At 52.8% G+C, this 17149-nt stretch carries 13 protein-coding genes; all 13 read left to right on the forward strand.

Annotated features, from left to right (window positions below; translation table 11 throughout):
- The first annotated feature begins 2 nt into the window (after nt 1-2).
- The 13 genes from DOQ08_RS01850 to rplT all read left to right on the forward strand — a co-directional run bounded on the left by DOQ08_RS01850 (nt 3) and on the right by rplT (nt 17117).
- Nucleotides 3-692: a rhomboid family intramembrane serine protease gene (locus tag DOQ08_RS01850; RefSeq protein ID WP_406565333.1), complete on the forward strand. Its 690-nt coding sequence runs from the start codon at nt 3-5 to the stop codon at nt 690-692.
- Nucleotides 693-837: 145 nt separating this feature from the next.
- Entirely contained in the window at nt 838-1140 is a 303-nt protein-coding gene (locus DOQ08_RS01855; protein ID WP_114333204.1) for a YeaC family protein, read from the forward strand.
- On the forward strand, nt 1137-1973 hold the full coding sequence (locus tag DOQ08_RS01860; protein ID WP_114333205.1) for a DUF2797 domain-containing protein: 837 nt from the start codon (nt 1137-1139) through the stop codon (nt 1971-1973). Before DOQ08_RS01855 ends, DOQ08_RS01860 begins: the two co-directional genes overlap by 4 nt.
- A gap of 31 nt (nt 1974-2004) precedes the next feature.
- Nucleotides 2005-4647, forward strand: a complete 2643-nt coding sequence (pepN, locus tag DOQ08_RS01865) for an aminopeptidase N (RefSeq protein WP_114333206.1) — start codon at nt 2005-2007, stop codon at nt 4645-4647.
- 202 nt (nt 4648-4849) lie between these two features.
- Complete coding sequence (locus DOQ08_RS01870; RefSeq protein WP_114333207.1) at nt 4850-6238, forward strand: DUF1329 domain-containing protein; 1389 nt, start codon at nt 4850-4852, stop codon at nt 6236-6238.
- Nucleotides 6239-6369: 131 nt separating this feature from the next.
- Nucleotides 6370-7518 (forward strand): WD40/YVTN/BNR-like repeat-containing protein, encoded by a 1149-nt coding sequence (locus tag DOQ08_RS01875; RefSeq protein ID WP_114333208.1) that lies wholly within the window; start codon nt 6370-6372, stop codon nt 7516-7518.
- A 45-nt stretch (nt 7519-7563) separates the two neighbouring features.
- Complete coding sequence (locus DOQ08_RS01880; protein WP_114333209.1) at nt 7564-9954, forward strand: efflux RND transporter permease subunit; 2391 nt, start codon at nt 7564-7566, stop codon at nt 9952-9954.
- A gap of 186 nt (nt 9955-10140) precedes the next feature.
- Nucleotides 10141-11124 carry a TAXI family TRAP transporter solute-binding subunit gene (locus tag DOQ08_RS01885; RefSeq protein ID WP_114333210.1) on the forward strand — a complete coding sequence of 328 codons (984 nt, stop codon included), beginning with the start codon at nt 10141-10143 and terminating at the stop codon, nt 11122-11124.
- A gap of 79 nt (nt 11125-11203) precedes the next feature.
- Nucleotides 11204-13804 (forward strand): TRAP transporter permease, encoded by a 2601-nt coding sequence (locus DOQ08_RS01890; RefSeq protein WP_114333211.1) that lies wholly within the window; start codon nt 11204-11206, stop codon nt 13802-13804.
- A gap of 158 nt (nt 13805-13962) precedes the next feature.
- The gene (gene thrS, locus DOQ08_RS01895; protein WP_114333212.1) at nt 13963-15888 is read left to right on the forward strand and encodes a threonine--tRNA ligase; all 1926 of its coding nucleotides are present in this window, start codon (nt 13963-13965) and stop codon (nt 15886-15888) included.
- Nucleotides 15889-15890: 2 nt separating this feature from the next.
- Nucleotides 15891-16427 carry a translation initiation factor IF-3 gene (gene infC, locus DOQ08_RS01900; protein ID WP_114333213.1) on the forward strand — a complete coding sequence of 179 codons (537 nt, stop codon included), beginning with the start codon at nt 15891-15893 and terminating at the stop codon, nt 16425-16427.
- 94 nt (nt 16428-16521) lie between these two features.
- On the forward strand, nt 16522-16713 hold the full coding sequence (rpmI, locus tag DOQ08_RS01905; protein WP_007151842.1) for a 50S ribosomal protein L35: 192 nt from the start codon (nt 16522-16524) through the stop codon (nt 16711-16713).
- Between the two features lie 50 nt (nt 16714-16763).
- The gene (gene rplT / locus DOQ08_RS01910) at nt 16764-17117 is read left to right on the forward strand and encodes a 50S ribosomal protein L20 (protein ID WP_114333214.1); all 354 of its coding nucleotides are present in this window, start codon (nt 16764-16766) and stop codon (nt 17115-17117) included.
- Nucleotides 17118-17149: the final 32 nt, after the last annotated feature.

A 17149-nucleotide genomic window follows, 5' to 3' on the forward strand; every position in this document is an offset into this window, starting at 1 on the left:
AGGTGAGTTTGGATAACCAGATTTCTTCCCCAGTGACTCCGGATGGCCGCTGGCAGCCGGGGCCGAGACATGCGCCGTTAATTGTTGCAGTGCTTGTGTTTGCGTTAATCATGGTTTGGCTGACGGGCATGGGACAAAATGCCTTGGCGGTAAAAATGACCGCTGTAGATCCCCGAATAGTGCCTTGGCATGTTTTCGATACACTACAAGGCCGGCTGGACGCGTTGTTGGCAACCTTGGCAGGCGGTGAAATCTGGCGTTTGATCACGCCGGATTTTCTGCATTTCAGTTGGACCCATCTGATTTTTAATGCCGTGATGCTTTGGTTTCTCGGTAGTCAGATTGAATGGATAGACGGCAAAGCGCGCCTGATCGCTTTGTTTGTCGTCACCAGCCTTGCTTCCAATGTATTGCAGTATCTTGTATCCGGCCCCTTGTTTGGCGGCTTATCCGGGGTTGTTTATGGGGTTATGGGCTATTGCTGGTTGAGTCAGCAGCGGCAACCAAGATTTCAGTTTCCGCCTGCGTTGGTGACTTTTGCGTTGGTATGGATGGTCATCGGTTTTACGCCGATTCCTGAATGGGTCGGGCTGGGCCGGATGGCGAACGAGGCGCATTTAGGCGGGTTTCTTGGAGGGCTGGCGATGGCGCTGGTCATGCCTCCCCATAAAAAAAGCCCCACCCAAAGGTGAGGCTGAAAAGAGCTAATAGCTCCTGATGAGAGAGACCAAATGATACGACCAGTGTCATTTGGTTTGAAAATAATAATCGTTATCATTTGCGTTTGTCAAACGGATTTGCCGTTTTTTTTACGAACCTATTTTCAAGAGGTGGGTCATGACCTACGACGAACTGATTGAGCGGCTGGATCCGACCATATACCGCAACCTCAAGCAGGCCATTGAGTTGGGTAAGTGGCCAGATGGCCGAGCCATTTCTCGTGAGCAGCGCGCGATTTGTCTCGAGGCGGTCATTTACTATGAGAACAAGCACAACATTCCGGAAGAAGAGCGGGTGGGGTATTTAGACCGAGGCGAAAAGGCTGGCACGGCTTGCGACCCCTCGGTGCAGTTTCGGAAGGATCGCCAAGAGCAGAGTAACGATATAGATCCGGATCAATTTGTTGAGGTTAAGGTTTGACTGACTCCATCGATGTGACCGGGCGCCTTCGTAAAATGCCGGCCGAGGCAGGCAACCCGGTGGCTTATACCTTGGCGGTGGGCGACACCCGTGTCCCCATGAACGACCTGATCGGAAAAAAGCTCCGATTGGATTTTGAAGGTGTGATTCGATGTATCAACTGTGATCGCACCACCAAGAAGAGTTTCAATCAGGGCTTTTGTTACCCCTGCTTCCGTAAGCTTGCCGCCTGCGACAGCTGCATCATGAGCCCTGAAAAGTGCCATTTTCATTTAGGCACCTGCCGCGAGCCGGAGTGGGGCGAAGCCAACTGCATGGTTGAGCACGTGGTGTATCTGGCCAATTCCAGCGGACTGAAAGTCGGCATCACCCGAGGCACTCAAGTGCCCACGCGCTGGATTGATCAGGGCGCGGTCGATGCCATTCCGATGCTGCGTGTGTCTAGCCGTTATCTGGCAGGGTTGGCGGAAGTCGCGTGTAAGAGTCATGTCGCCGACCGCACTAACTGGCGAGCGATGTTAAAGGGCGACGTACCCGAACTGGATCTTGTCGAGGAGCGTCAACGCATACTGGCTTTAGTGAGAGACGATCTTGACGAACTAACGCGCCAGCACGGCCAAGACAGTCTGCGAATTGTGGACGAGGCCTCACTTGGGTTGGGTTATCCGGTACAAGTCTGGCCGGCGAAAGTCAAAACCCATAATCTGGATAAAACGCCGGAAGTCGAAGGGCTGCTGGAAGGCATCAAAGGCCAGTACCTGATGCTCGATACCGGGGTGATCAATATTCGAAAGTTTACCGGTTATGAAGTCCGGTTCCGGGTTCTCGACTGAGCCTGCCACGTATTTTGTTTGGAGAGTATGAATGCGAACCAATCAGCCGCAAACCATTTACCTGAACGAATACCAGGTTCCCGCGTATTTGGTTGATCATGTGGATTTGCGCTTCGAACTGTTTGAAGACGGTGCCCGGGTGCATAGCACGATGACCGTGCGGAAAAATCCCGAGAGCAGTCAGGCGGATGCGCCTCTGGAACTGAATGGCGACAGCTTGAAGTTGGAGTCCGTTACATTGGACGGCTCACAGCTGGCGGGTGATGCCTACGAGGAGCAGGGCGACAAGCTGGTTGTCCATACCGTGCCGGCTCAGTTTGAACTCAATGTGGTGACTTGGATAGAGCCCCAGAACAACACCCGCCTCGAAGGCTTGTACAAATCCTCCGGGATGTTCTGCACTCAATGCGAAGCCGAGGGGTTCCGGTGCATTACTTATTATCCGGACCGTCCGGATGTAATGGCAGTATTCCGCACCCGGGTGGAAGCAGACAAGGCGGATTACCCGATTCTGCTTTCTAACGGCAACCCGATCGAACAAGGGGAGCTTGAAGGCGGTCGCCATTTTGTGACCTGGGAAGATCCGTTCCCGAAACCGGCATACTTGTTTGCTCTGGTTGCCGGTGACCTGGTTGAAAAGAAAGACACTTTCACAACCTGCTCCGGTCGAAGCATCGATTTGCGTATGTATGTCGAACCCCGCAATTCCGCCAAGTGCGATTTCGCGATGGATGCTTTGAAGCGCTCCATGCGTTGGGATGAAGAAGTGTATGGCCGCGAATACGATCTGGATATCTTCATGATCGTGGCGGTCGATGACTTCAATATGGGCGCGATGGAAAACAAAGGGCTGAATATCTTTAATTCGTCCTGCGTGTTGGCCAGTCAGGAAACAGCAACCGATGCGTCGTTCCAGCGTATCGAAGCCATCGTTGCCCACGAATATTTCCATAACTGGTCCGGCAACCGGGTCACCTGCCGAGACTGGTTCCAGCTAAGTCTGAAAGAAGGTTTTACGGTCTTCCGGGATGCCCAGTTCTCTGCGGACATGGGGTCGCCAACGGTTAAGCGCATCGAAGATGCCACGCTCCTGCGCACTGCACAGTTCGCCGAAGACGCAGGCCCTATGGCGCATCCGGTTCGTCCGGCTTCCTATATGGAAATTTCTAACTTCTACACCCTGACCATTTATGAAAAGGGTGCCGAAGTGGTGCGGATGATCCATAACCTGCTGGGTGATGAATTGTTCCGTAAAGGCAGTGACCTTTACTTTGAACGCCATGATGGCCAAGCGGTTACCACTGATGACTTTGTTCGGGCCATGGAAGATGCTTCCGGGCGCGATTTGAGTCAGTTCCGGCTGTGGTACGAGCAAGCGGGTACGCCGGTGGTCACGGTTTCCGACGAGTATGACAAACAGTCTGGCGTGTATCGCCTGAACATTCGTCAGAGTATTCCGGATACGCCGGGCCAGTCGGGCAAAAAGCCGCAGCACATCCCGTTTGCGCTTGGCTTGCTCGACCAAACAGGGCAGCCGTTGCCGTTGAATTTGACGGCTGACGAACAGAACGGTCCGGAAGAACGTGTGCTGGAATTGACGGATGCCGAGCACAGCTTTGAATTTTACGGTCTGTCGGATCGGCCGGTGCCGTCTTTGTTGCGGAACTTTTCTGCACCGGTTCGCGTGCAGTATCCGTGGACCCGTGAGCAGCTACTGTTCTTGATGAGCCATGATCCTGACGGGTTTAACCGGTGGGATGCGGGGCAGCGTTTGGCCGTTGATGTTATCCAGTCTTTGATGGAGGCGTCAGGTGACGCAGAGATCGATTCGAGATTGGTCGAGGCTTACCGAAGCCTGCTGAACGATACGTCACTGGATCAGGCGTTGGTGGCGAAAATGCTTTTGCTGCCTTCAGAGGCTTATTTGGTCGAGTTGGCGGACCAGGCCGATGTGCCGGCGATCCACGAGGCGCGCGAGCGTGTGCTGACTCATCTGGCAACATCTCTGCGGGAAGAGTTGGTGGCGTGTTATCGGCGCAGCCTGGCTCAAGGCGACTATCAGCTGACACCGGACGCGATTGCGCATCGTAGTCTTCGCAATACTGCGCTCGCTTGGTTGTTGCACATTAAAGATGTTGAGGGCTTGGCCTTTGCGCTCGACCAGTACCAAACAGCCGACAACATGACGGATCGTCTGGGTGCTTTGCGCGCGCTCGTGAACTCTGACTTTGTCGACGAGCGGGAAAAGACATTGGCCGATTTCTACGACCAGTTCCGGGATGATCCGCAGGTGGTTGAAATGTGGTTCTCTGTGCAGGCCGCGAGCCATCAGGCTGGTCAACTGCCCCAGATTAAAGCGCTTCTTCAGCACTCTGCATTTGATTGGAAGAATCCCAACAAGGTTCGATCAGTGATTGGGGCATTTGCCGGTCAGAATTTGGCCGGGTTCCACAAAGCCGATGGCAGCGGGTATCAGTTCCTGGCGGATCAGGTTTGCAGGCTAGACGACAGCAATCCTCAGATTGCTGCCCGGCTGATTTCACCGCTGACACGCTGGAAGAAGTATGCGCCTCAGTATGGGCAACAGATGAAGGCTGCTTTGGAACATGTGCGCAACAAAAACGAGCTTTCGCGTGATGTTTATGAAGTGGTTCTGAAAAGCCTGGCGGATTGATTCAGAAGTAAATGGAACCTAGACGCCGTTGGCTCCGTGTAGAGGGTGGAGCCAACGGTGGCGGATACTTGCAGATACAAAATCGCACTTTTGGTCGATAGACTTTGTTGCTCAATCGGCTAACCTGAAAGAAAGTTTGAGTAGTATCAGACAATAACAAGACGGCCCGTTAGAGGCTTTCAGACGACTTTAAGGTTACACAATGAAATATAAGAAGAATGTATGGCTCGGCGGGCTGCTGGCTTTGTCATTTGTTGCGTCGTCGGCTACTGCCGCCGTCTCTTCAAGCCAGGCCGCACGCCTTGGTAATGACCTCACACCGTTCGGATCCATAAAAGCTGGCAACGAAGCCGGAACGATTCCTGCCTGGACCGGAGGGTTAACAGAGCCACCTGCCGGTTATGAAGGCAGTGGGCAACACCACATTGATCCATTCCCGGATGACAAAGTTCTGTTCGAGATTAATGCGTCCAACATGGAGCAATACAGCGAACATTTGTCTGATGGCGTTAAGGCTATGTTGGAAACTTACCCAACTACCTTCCGAATTCCGGTATACCAGTCTCGCCGAACTCATGCAGTACCCGACTGGGTCGAGGAAAATATAAAGAAGAATGCCACCAACGCTCGGATTGTGGGCGAAGCGGAAGGCCTGAAAGGCGCCTATGGCGGTTACCCTTTCCCGATTTTGCATGGCTCGAATGAAGAAAAAGCCTGGCAAGTTATCTGGAACCACCTCGTGCGCTGGCGTGGTATTAACGTCACCCGCCGCAGCAGTGAAGTGGCGGTGCAAACCAACGGTGACTACACGCTGGTAACGTCACAGCAAGAAGCGTTCGTGAACTTCTATAACCCCGAAGGCAGTGAAAAAGATCTCGATAATGTGATTTTCTACTACCTGTCCTTCACGCAGTCGCCACCACGACTGGCGGGTGGTGCTATTCTGGTTCATGAAACCCTTAACCAGATTGTGAGTCCCCGTAACGGGTGGGGTTATAACGCCGGCCAGCGTCGTGTTCGTCGTGCCCCCAACCTTGGGTACGATTCACCCATCGCTGCTGCCGATAACCTGCGAACGGCTGATGACACCGATATCTTTAATGGTGCGATGGACCGTTACAACTGGAAGTACGAAGGTCTGAAAGAGATTTACATACCTTACAACAACTACCGGATTGGCGAAAAAGGCACGCCGTACTCCGAAATCCTGGGAATCACTCACCTGAATCCGGATCTTACCCGATGGGAACTGCATCGAGTGCACGTGGTTGAAGCAACCTTGAAGGACGGTGAGCGCCACATTTACGGCAAGCGCCGATTCTATGTTGACGCCGACAGCTGGAATACAGCGCTGCTTGACCAATACGACGGTCGAGGCAACCTGTGGCGTGTCACAATGGGGATTCTGAAGAACTACTACGAATTGCCCGGCGTGTGGACGGTGCTTGATGTTTATCACGATCTGCAGGCCCGTCGATATCACGTTCTTGGCCTGGACACCGAAGAGCCGAATACCCGTGTATTCACTGACGATATTCCGAATAAACGCTATTTCTCGCCGTCTTCTCTGCGTAGACGCAGCGTGCGGTAAATCGATGGCGGCGGGCGCAGGCTTGCCGTTGTTTTAAAAGAATAACCAGAACCGGCAGCACAGTGCTGCCGGTTTGTTTGCGGCATCTGCGGCAACCGTTTCATGATTTAATCAACGTAAAGGCAATCTGAATGGCTAATAGGTTCAAGTGCGCGACACTGGGTTCTGCTTGTCTGGGCCTCTCCCTGGCATTGGCAACTCCCTCTGCGTCTGCGCTCCCAGATATCATTGATATTCCTGCGCGGGATACACAATTGGCCCCCGAGTCGTTGCTGAATGATGTTACCCGCGCGGGTGATCGAATTGTTGCGGTTGGCGAGCGTGGTCATATTATTTATTCCGACAACGAAGGGGAAAGTTGGGCTCAGGCCGAGGTGCCGGTTTCGGTAACGCTGACAGCTCTGGACTTTGGCTCCGACAATCATGGCTGGGCTGTTGGGCACAGCGGTGTATTGCTGCACTCTTCGGATGCGGGAGAGAACTGGACTTTGCAGTTTGATGGGCTAAAGGCTGCGGCTTTGGCCATCGAAAGCAAAAAAGAGCAGATTGAGGAAATGGAAGAGGTCATTGCCCAGGCACCCGAAGATCAGAAAGACGATCTTGAATGGGCATTGGACGACTTGGTTTTTGCGCTCGAAAACGCAGAATCCGATCTGGAAGTCGGGCCGGTTAACCCATTGCTCGATGTGTGGTTCGAGAACGACCAGCACGGTTTTGCAGTGGGTGCTTACGGCATGATTCTGCGTACTCAAGACGGTGGCGAATCGTGGCAAGACTGGTCGCCGTACATCGATAACGCGCAGAATTTCCATTACAACGGCATTGATCAAATTGCCGGTGGTGCGCTGGTGCTTGTGGGTGAGGCCGGTCAGATTCACGTTTCAGTCGATAACGGTGAAACCTGGCAAAAGCGCGAAAGCCCCTATCCGGGCTCACTGTTCGGCGTTACCGGCACCGGTAGTGTCAATGAAATACTGGCATTCGGTCTGCGGGGAACCACAATTTTTTCAAGTGATTTAGGGCGTAGCTGGACCATCGTTCCGAACGAAGGAAATACCACGTTGAACAATGCGCTGGTGACAGAAGATGGTCGCATTACGCTGGTGGGTAACGGTGGTGCTGTTTTGATGAGCGCCAATGGCGGCGAGAGCTTCCGTGCATATTTCCGTAATGATCGGGGAAGTGTCATGGGGGCAGTTCCACTGTCCGGGACCAATCTTTTGCTGGTTGGCGAGGGTGGTGTGAAGTTCACCGATTCTCGCGGCAAGAACCTTAAATAACGCCCTGGTGTGGCATCAACGGAATAAAGGATAGAGGGCTTATTAATGTCTGACCCGATGCATGACAGGGGTGATCATTACCTGACAACGCCAAAAGCGGAACCGTTTCTTGAGCGTTTGATTTTTAATAACCGAGCATTGATCTTGCTCGGGTTTCTCGTGCTGACTGTGTTTCTGGGCTACAACGCTGCCAAGATTCAGCCGGATGCCAGCTTTGAGCGGATGATTCCGCTCGAGCATCCGTACATCATCAACATGCTCGATCACCGGGACGACCTGGAAAACCTGGGCAACTTCGTCCGTATTGCCGTAGCGGTTGAAGACGGTGATATTTTTGATCCCGAGTACATGGAAACCCTGAAACAAATCACTGATGAGATGTTTTATCTCAACGGTGTGGATCGTTCGGGCCTGAAATCCTTGTGGACATCTAACGTTCGCTGGGTGGAAGTGACCGAACAAGGTTTCCAGGGCGGTACCGTTATTCCGGATAACTACGACGGATCGCGGGAAAGCCTCGAAAAGTTACGTCAGAACGTTTTGCGCTCGAACGAAGTCGGTCGTCTGATATCCGATAACTTCCAGTCAACGGTGGTTTACGCGCCGTTGTACGAAAAGAACCCGGAAACCGGTGAAGCGCTGGATTACGCTGAGTTTTCTCGCCAGTTAGAAGAAAAGATTCGCAGCAAGTACGAGAGTCAGAATCCGGAAATCAGCATTCACATTGTTGGTTTTGCCAAGAAAGTGGGTGACTTGATCGAAGGTATCGGTTCAATCGCCTGGTTTGCCGGTATTACCATTCTGCTGACCACCCTGTTGCTGTTCTGGTACTCGCGCTGTATCGCCGGAACTTTGGTGCCGGTGTTTACCTCGATCATTGCGGTGTTTTGGCAGCTGGGTGCGTTGAAACTTCTCGGGTACGGGTTGGACCCATACTCCGTTCTGGTTCCCTTCTTGGTGTTTGCCATCGGTATCAGTCACGGCGTTCAAATCGTAAACGCAATGGCGGTCGAATCGGCCAAAGGCTTTGACGCGGTTACGTCAGCCCGTTTGGCTTTCCGTGCCCTCTACATTCCGGGCATGCTGGCATTGATTTCTGACGCCATGGGCTTCCTGACGCTGGTGTTCATCGAGATTGACGTTATCCGTGATCTGGCGGTGGCTGCTGGCTTGGGTGTTGCGTTCGTGATCGTGACGAACCTGGTGTTGCATGTTTTGATCATGTCTTACATCGGCATTTCCAAAGGTGGTGTGCGTCACGTTCAGAATCATGGTGAGAAGCAGGATCGCAAGTGGCGAATCATGTCTTACTTCTCTCATCCTGGCGTTGCGCCTATTTCGTTGTTGATTGCAGTAATCGGTCTTGGCTTGGGTATGTACTACAAGCAAGATCTGAAAGTTGGTGACCTTGATCAAGGGGCGCCAGAACTGCGGGCAGACTCGCGTTACAACAAAGATAACGCCTTCATCATCAACAATTATTCCACCAGTGCCGATGTGTTGGTTGTCATGGTGAAAACGCCTGAAGAGCAGTGTACTCAGTACAGCGTGCTTCGGGCGATGGATAGCCTGCAATGGGAATTGCAGAACACGCCGGGCGTTCAGGGTTCGGTGTCGCTGGCGGATGTGTCCAAACTGGTCACCAAGGCACTGAACGAAGGTAACTGGAAATGGTTCGAGATTTCTCGTAACCAGACCATTATTAACGCGTCGATCCGTGATGCACCTTCGGGCCTGATCAACACACGTTGTGATCTGACTCCGGTATTGGTGTTCCTGGAAGACCACAAAGCAGAGACTCTGCAAACCGTTATCGAAAGAACGGAAGCGTTCGCTCAGGCGAATAGTAATGAAGAGCATACGTTCTTGCTGGCAGCCGGTAATGCGGGGATCGAAGCGGCTACCAACGAAGTTATTTCGGGCGCTAAGGACATCATGCTGCTGTTGGTATACAGCGTGGTCAGCTTGCTGTGCTTCCTGACCTTCCGCTCGTTACGTGCGGTAGCCTGTATCGTGATTCCATTGGGGCTAACTTCGATTCTGTGCGAAGCCATCATGGCGATGTCTGGCATTGGTATTAAAGTAGCAACCTTGCCGGTTATTGCGCTGGGTGTGGGGATCGGTGTCGACTACGGTATCTATATCTACAGCAAGCTGGAGCACTTCCTTCTGGAAGGAAAGCCCCTGCAAGAGGCTTACTACGAAACTCTGCGTTCCACAGGTAAAGCGGTTATCTTTACCGGTGTAACCTTGGGGCTTGGTGTGGTGACCTGGATCTTCTCACCCATCAAATTCCAGGCGGATATGGGCTTCTTGTTGTTCTTCATGTTCCTATGGAACATGGTCGGGGCAATCTGGCTGTTGCCAGCGTTGGCGAGGTTCCTGTTGCGGCCAGATAAGATGCTGGCCAAAGCAAGGGCTGCGGCCAAGTCCTGATAACCGTCAGAAGCTATGAAAAAGCCCGCATTTGCGGGCTTTTTTGTTTTCCGTTCAGCTGTTTAGCTCAGTACTTGTTTCTTTCTTTATCGGCATAAGTGTTCTATGTTTTAATTTGAGCGAAAGATTTGCCCATGGACTGAGTGGGCGAGTGACAATAATGAACTAGATAAGGGAAGAGCACACATGACACTGAAACTTAAAGCGTCCGCAATGGCCGTAGCTGCCGCCGTCAGCCTTGGCGCCGCATCCACTTCTGTTTCAGCCCAGGACCAGCGTTTTGTGACGATCGGTACCGGTGGCGTAACAGGTGTTTATTACCCGGCCGGCGGTGCAATCTGTCGCTTGGTCAACATGGACCGCAAAGAGCATGGTATCCGCTGTTCGGTGGAGAGTACCGGTGGTTCGGTATACAACCTGAACGCGATCCGTGCGGGCGAGCTGGACTTGGCGGTGGCCCAGTCGGACTGGCAGTACCACGCCTACAACGGAACCAGCCAGTTTGAAGATGCAGGCAAAGACGAGAAGCTCCGTGCGGTTTTCTCACTACACCCAGAGCCGTTTACCGTAATTGCCAGCAAAGGTTCCGGTATCAAGAACTTCGAAGATCTGGCAGGCAAGCGTGTTTCCGTAGGTAATCCGGGCTCTGGCCAGCGTGCAACGGCCGAAGTTCTGATGGATGCCATGGGTTGGGGTATGGACAAGTTCTCCCTGGCTGCTGAAATTAAGGCTGCCGAGCAATCACAAGCTTTGTGTGATGGCAATATCGACGCGTTCTTCTACACCGTTGGCCACCCCTCTGGTGCTATCAAGGAAGCCACCACGTCTTGTGACAGTGTTGTTGTAAACGTAGACAACAAGGCCAGCCAGAAGCTGATTGCTGACAACCCGTACTACCGTCAAGCGACCATCCCGGGTGGCATGTATCGTGGAACCGATGAAGACGTAACCACCTTTGGTGTGGCGGCAACGTTCGTTTCGTCCACAGACGTTCCCGACGATGTTGTTTACGCCGTTGTTAAAGCCGTATTCGAGAACTTTGACAGCTTCAAGCGTCTGCACCCTGCGTTTGGCAACCTGAAGAAAGAAGAAATGGTTGCTGATGCTCTGAGTGCGCCTCTGCACCCAGGTGCCGCTAAGTACTACCGTGAAGCCGGCCTGATCGACTAACAGGCTGTGCACGCATCAGGGCGAGCTTGGCTCGCCCTGAGTTTCCCATCAAGTTATCTACACATCACAGGTACATTCAATGACAAAGAATGACTCCGGTTCCGGCACGAGTGTGGATGCTGCCAAAGTCGAACAGGTATTACAGACGGAAACCGGGGGCAGGGCGCTTGTCGGGCCTGCGGCTGCAATCCTCTTCATTATTCCAGTGTGCTGGTCTTTGTTTCAGCTTTGGATTGCATCACCACTTCCGTTTATTCTGAATTTCGGCATCTTCAACTCCACAGAAGCGCGTTCGATCCATTTGGCGTTTGCCGTATTCCTCGCGTTTTCAGCGTTTCCGATGATTAAAGGTGTGCACGACACTAAAGTGCCCATCTACGATTGGATTCTAGCGGCCGCTGCGGCTGCAGCAGCATCGTATCTTTATGTTTTCTATGACCAGCTCGCTCAGCGCCCAGGAGCGCCGATTACTCAGGATTTATGGGTTGCGTTAGGTGGTTTGGTTTTGCTGTTGGAGGCAACCCGTCGGGCGCTAGGGCTCCCGCTAACGGTTGTGGCAGCAGTGTTTATTGGTTACTCACTGGCCGGTCCCTACATGCCGGACGTAATCTCTCACAAAGGTGTGAGTCTCAATAAGCTGGCATCCCATCAATGGTTGGGAACCGAAGGCGTTTTTGGTGTCGCCTTGGGTGTATCCACTAGTTTCGTGTTCCTGTTTGTGCTCTTTGGCGCTTTGTTGGAGCGCGCGGGCGCAGGAAATTATTTTATAAAAGTCGCCTACGCCATGCTCGGCCACATGAAGGGCGGCCCCGCTAAGGCTGCGGTGGTTTCCAGTGGTCTTAGTGGTGTTATCTCCGGTTCATCGATCGCCAACGTGGTGACGACGGGTACGTTTACGATTCCGTTGATGAAACGTGTTGGCTTTCCGGCCACCAAAGCAGGCGCTGTTGAAGTGGCTGCATCGACCAATGGCCAGTTAACGCCGCCAATCATGGGTGCGGCAGCGTTTCTGATGGTGGAGTACGTCGGCATTTCCTACCTGGAAGTGATCAAGCACGCCATTCTGCCTGCGCTTATTTCCTATGTGGCGTTGGTCTACATCGTTCATCTTGAGGCCTGCAAACTAAACATGCAGGGCATTGAGCGATTGAATCGGCCAACCCTGGCACAACGCATGCTGAACTGGGTGGTGGTGCTCCTCGGACTGTTCGCCCTCACGGCCGTTGTTTACTACGGTATCGGTTGGACCAAGGAATACCTGGGCTCCGCAGCGATATGGGTGCTCGGCAGTGCGCTGCTGCTTTCTTATATCGCCCTGGTTGGATACGCCACCAAGTTTCCCGAGCTCGAAGTGGATGACCCTGAGAAAGAAATGGGCGAGCTTCCAGAGGTGGGGCCAACGGTCAAAACCGGGTTGTATTATCTGCTGCCGGTGGTGGTTCTGGTTTGGTGTTTGACGGTTGAACGTTTTTCACCGCAGCTATCCGCTTTCTGGGCAACCTTGTTTATGGTCTTCATCGTCGTTACCCAGCGCCCGTTGAAGGCTTTTTTCCGTAAACACGGCGGTCTGATAGGCGAGTTTGTTGGCGGTATTTCTGATCTTTTCCACTCCCTCGCCACAGGCGGCCGGAACATGGTCGGCATCGGCGTGGCAACGGCTACAGCCGGTATCGTAGTGGGTACGGTTACGCTAACGGGTATCGGGCTGGTAATGACCCAGTTCGTGGAGTTCTTGTCTGGCGGCAATCTGTTGTTGATGCTCATGTTCACGGCAGTCATCAGCCTGGTGTTGGGGATGGGGTTGCCAACTACGGCTAACTACATCGTCGTATCTACCTTGATGGCACCGGTTATTGTCACCTTGGGCGCACAGAATGGCTTGTTGGTGCCGCTTATTGCGGTGCATCTGTTCGTGTTCTACTTCGGGATACTGGCGGATGATACGCCGCCCGTGGGGTTGGCCGCCTATGCGGCGGCCGCGATATCCGGAGCAGATCCAATACGCACGGGTGTTCAGGGCTTCACCTACGACATTCGTACCGCGATCTTACCATTCATGTTCATTTTCAATACGCAGTTGTTGTTGATCGGGCTGACGGGCTGGTTTGATCTGTTGGTCACCATAGCCAGTGCGGTCACGGCAATGCTGGTGTTCTCGGCAGCCACGCAAGGCTTCTGGTTCACTCGCACCCGTTGGTGGGAGACGATCGCGCTGTTGCTGATCACCTTCGCGCTGTTCCGCCCGGGTTTCTTCTGGGATATGGTCTATCCGCCCCACGAAGAAGTGCGGGGCGCAGCGATTATGGAGTACGTTGAAACGGCGCCGAAAGACGAAGAAGTTGTGTTCAGAGTGTCTGGTATGTCTCTCGATGGCAGTGATGTAACCACCTATGTGCAACTCGATATGCCAGCGGGCGAAACCGGTGCGGAGCGGTTGGCCGCAGCCGGGCTGGAAGTATCGGAGCTTGATGGTGCATTAGCCGTAGACTTTGTGAACTTCGGGAGCCCAGCTGAGAAAGCAGGCATTCAGTTTGGCTGGACCATTGAAGCGGTCCAGGCAAAACTGGACCGACCGCCAAGGGAACTGGTGTTCATTCCGGCGCTGCTGTTACTCGGCTTTGTTGCTTACGGCCAACTCAGGCGAAAGGCCAAAGAAGAGGCTCAGACACAGCCTGCTTAAATTCAAGGGTAGGTTGGTGTTAGTAGAAGCCCGGCATTGTTGCCGGGCTTTTTTCTGTTAAACTCGCCCTCAAATCGGCCCGCGGTTTGTGTCGCGGAGGCTGACAACCATGTGATCTTTGGTATAGATCACCGCTGAGAAACCATCAGGAGAGCTCCATGCCCGTCATTACCCTGCCAGATGGCAGTCATCGCAGTTTTGCAGAACCCGTTACCGTTCACGACGTTGCCGCTGATATCGGCGCAGGATTGGCTAAGGCCGCCCTGGCAGGCAAAGTGGATGGTCAGCTCGTGGATACCAGTTATTTGATCGAAAACGATTCTGAACTGGCGATCGTAACGGAGCGAGATGAAGACGGCGTGGAAGTGGTTCGTCACTCTACCGCTCACTTGCTGGCGATGGCGGTCAAAGAATTGTTCCCGGAAGCGCAGGTGACCATCGGGCCTGTGGTAGATAATGGTTTCTACTACGATTTCAAATACGACCGTCCGTTTACCAACGAAGACTTGGCGCGGATCGAAAAGCGCATGGAAGAGCTGGCCAAGCAGGATCTTCCCGTTTCCCGTTCAGTCATGTCTCGTGAAGATGCGATCAAACTGTTTGAAGACATGGGTGAGGAGTATAAGGTCCAGATCATCCAGGATATCCCGGGTGAGGAAGACCTGTCATTCTACCGCCAGGGCGAATTTATCGATCTTTGTCGCGGGCCTCACGTGCCAAGCACGGGCAAACTGAAAGCGTTCAAGCTGACCAAAGTGGCCGGTGCCTTCTGGCGTGGCGATCACAACAACGAGCAGCTGCAGCGCGTTTACGGCACAGCTTGGGGCAACAAGAAAGAGCTCAAGGCGTACCTGAACCGTCTGGAAGAGGCTGAAAAGCGTGATCACCGCAAGATCGGTAAAAAGCTGAAGTTGTTCCACATGCAAGAAGAGTCTCCGGGTATGGTGTTCTGGCACCCGGATGGCTGGTCGCTGTATCAGGAAATCGAGCAGTACATGCGCGGCAAGCTGCGTAATCACGGGTATCAGGAAATTAAAACGCCTCAGGTGGTTTCCCGTACGCTTTGGGAAAAATCCGGGCACTGGGACAAGTTCTCGGACGCCATGTTTACCACCGAATCCGAGAAGCACGATTACGCGATCAAGCCCATGAACTGCCCGTGCCACGTGCAGGTGTTCAACCAAGGCCTGAAGAGCTACAAGGATCTGCCGCTGCGACTGGCGGAGTTTGGCTCTTGTCACCGAAACGAAGCGTCGGGCGCGCTGCACGGTTTGATGCGGGTTCGTGGCTTTACTCAGGACGATGCGCACATTTTCTGTGAAGAGGATGCGATTCAGGAAGAAGTGTCAGCGTTTATTCACCTGCTGCACGAAGTTTATGAAGATTTCGGCTTCTCTGAAATCCTGTATAAACTATCAACTCGCCCGGAAAAGCGTGTTGGGTCTGATGAAGTTTGGGACAAGTCCGAGGCCGCGTTGGAAGAAGCTTTGAACCGCGCCGGTGTTGACTGGGAGTTGTTGCCAGGCGAAGGTGCGTTTTACGGTCCCAAAATCGAGTTCTCTCTGAAAGACTGTATTGGCCGTGTATGGCAGTGCGGTACGATTCAGGTAGATTTCTCAATGCCGGGTCGTTTGGGCGCCCAGTACGTAGCCGATAATTCCGAGCGGAAAACACCGGTTATGCTGCATCGTGCCGTTCTCGGGTCTTTTGAACGATTTATCGGTATACTGATAGAAGAATACGAAGGTGCATTCCCCACCTGGCTGGCTCCAACACAGATTGCGGTCCTGAATATCACCGATAATCAGCGTGATTACTGTCAGAATTTGGCCAAAAAATGGGATTCTTTGGGATATCGGGTAAATGCTGACTTGAGAAACGAGAAGATCGGCTTTAAAATCCGCGAGCATACTCTTAACAAGGTTCCCTATCTTGTCGTCGTAGGCGACAAAGAAATCGAAAACAATGCGGTTGCCGTGCGTACCCGTAAAGGTGAAGATTTAGGGACCCTATCGCTTGAAGCGTTTGAACAGCTGTTGGCTGATGACATTCAACGCAAAGGCAAAACTAAAACGGAGATCTAATTATTAAACAGCGAGCGAATCGGGGGCGTACTCCAAAAGCGCCTATCAATGAGAATATTGACGCAACTGAAGTCCGCCTGATCGATGCCGAAGGCAATCAGGTTGGGGTGGTTCCAATTGAGGAAGCTCTTCGCATGGCGGAGGAAGCGACTCTCGATCTGGTACAGGTTACGGATTCCGATCCGATCGTCTGTAAAATAATGGACTACGGTAAGAAAATCTTCGAAGAGAAGAAAGCGAAAGCAGCTGCCAAGAAAAAGCAGAAGCAGACGCAGGTCAAAGAGCTTAAGTTCCGTCCAGGAACTGAAGAAGGGGATTATCAGGTAAAACTACGCAACCTGGTACGTTTCCTTGAAGCCGGGGACCGCGGCAAGATCACTATCCGTTTCCGGGGCCGTGAGATGGCACACCAAGAAATTGGTATGAAGCTCATGAACCGAATCGAAACAGATGTTGAAGAGCTTGCAACGGTAGAGATGCGGCCGAAGATGGAAGGCCGGCAGATGACCATGATTGTGGCTCCCCGCAAAAAGAAGTGAACCTGATCCCATGATGGGTCCCCCGCATTAGCGGGGGATTTGTCGTTCAGGGGCACAAGTGTTTTTCCTAAAATAGAATGCGGAGTTTTAAAAAATGCCTAAGATGAAAACTAAGAGTGGAGCTACCAAGCGGTTCAAGAAAACCGCCACTGGCTTCAAGCACAAGCAGTCCTTCACCAGTCACATCCTGACCAAGAAGAGCCCTAAGCGTAAGCGTCAGCTGCGTGGCACCAAGCTGATTGCCAAGTCCGATGTGGCTTCAATCAAGCGCATGACGGCGTGCTGATTCAGCCGCTAACTTCTTGATCAAGTATATTAAGGTAGAAGGATAATAGTATGGCTCGTGTAAAACGTGGCGTGGTAGCACGTCGTCGTCATAAGAAGATTCTCAAGCAGGCCAAGGGTTACTACGGAGCACGTAGTCGTGTATTCCGCGTTGCCAAGCAGGCGGTTATCAAAGCTGGTCAATACGCATACCGTGACCGTCGTAACCGTAAGCGTGCTTTCCGCGCTCTGTGGATCGCTCGTATCAACGCTGGTGCTCGCGCAAACGGTCTGTCTTACAGCCGTCTGATCGCTGGTCTGAAGAAAGCGAATGTTGAGATCGACCGTAAGGTTCTGGCTGACCTGGCCATGAACGAGCAGCAAACTTTTGCTGTTATCGTTGAGAAGGCCAAAGCATCCCTGTGATCGCTTAAGCTCTTTCATCGATTACTGATCGA

The sequence above is a fragment of the Marinobacter litoralis genome (assembly GCF_003336705.1).
Classification (GTDB): domain Bacteria; phylum Pseudomonadota; class Gammaproteobacteria; order Pseudomonadales; family Oleiphilaceae; genus Marinobacter; species Marinobacter litoralis.

Coding starts and splice junctions, on each gene's coding strand:
- DOQ08_RS01855 (WP_114333204.1), top strand. CDS start 838: ATGACCTACGACGAACTGATTGAGCGGCTGGATCCGACCATATACCGC.
- pepN (WP_114333206.1), top strand. CDS start 2,005: ATGCGAACCAATCAGCCGCAAACCATTTACCTGAACGAATACCAGGTT.
- DOQ08_RS01870 (WP_114333207.1), top strand. CDS start 4,850: ATGAAATATAAGAAGAATGTATGGCTCGGCGGGCTGCTGGCTTTGTCA.
- DOQ08_RS01875 (WP_114333208.1), top strand. CDS start 6,370: ATGGCTAATAGGTTCAAGTGCGCGACACTGGGTTCTGCTTGTCTGGGC.
- DOQ08_RS01880 (WP_114333209.1), top strand. CDS start 7,564: ATGTCTGACCCGATGCATGACAGGGGTGATCATTACCTGACAACGCCA.
- DOQ08_RS01885 (WP_114333210.1), top strand. CDS start 10,141: ATGACACTGAAACTTAAAGCGTCCGCAATGGCCGTAGCTGCCGCCGTC.
- DOQ08_RS01890 (WP_114333211.1), top strand. CDS start 11,204: ATGACAAAGAATGACTCCGGTTCCGGCACGAGTGTGGATGCTGCCAAA.
- thrS (WP_114333212.1), top strand. CDS start 13,963: ATGCCCGTCATTACCCTGCCAGATGGCAGTCATCGCAGTTTTGCAGAA.
- rpmI (WP_007151842.1), top strand. CDS start 16,522: ATGCCTAAGATGAAAACTAAGAGTGGAGCTACCAAGCGGTTCAAGAAA.
- rplT (WP_114333214.1), top strand. CDS start 16,764: ATGGCTCGTGTAAAACGTGGCGTGGTAGCACGTCGTCGTCATAAGAAG.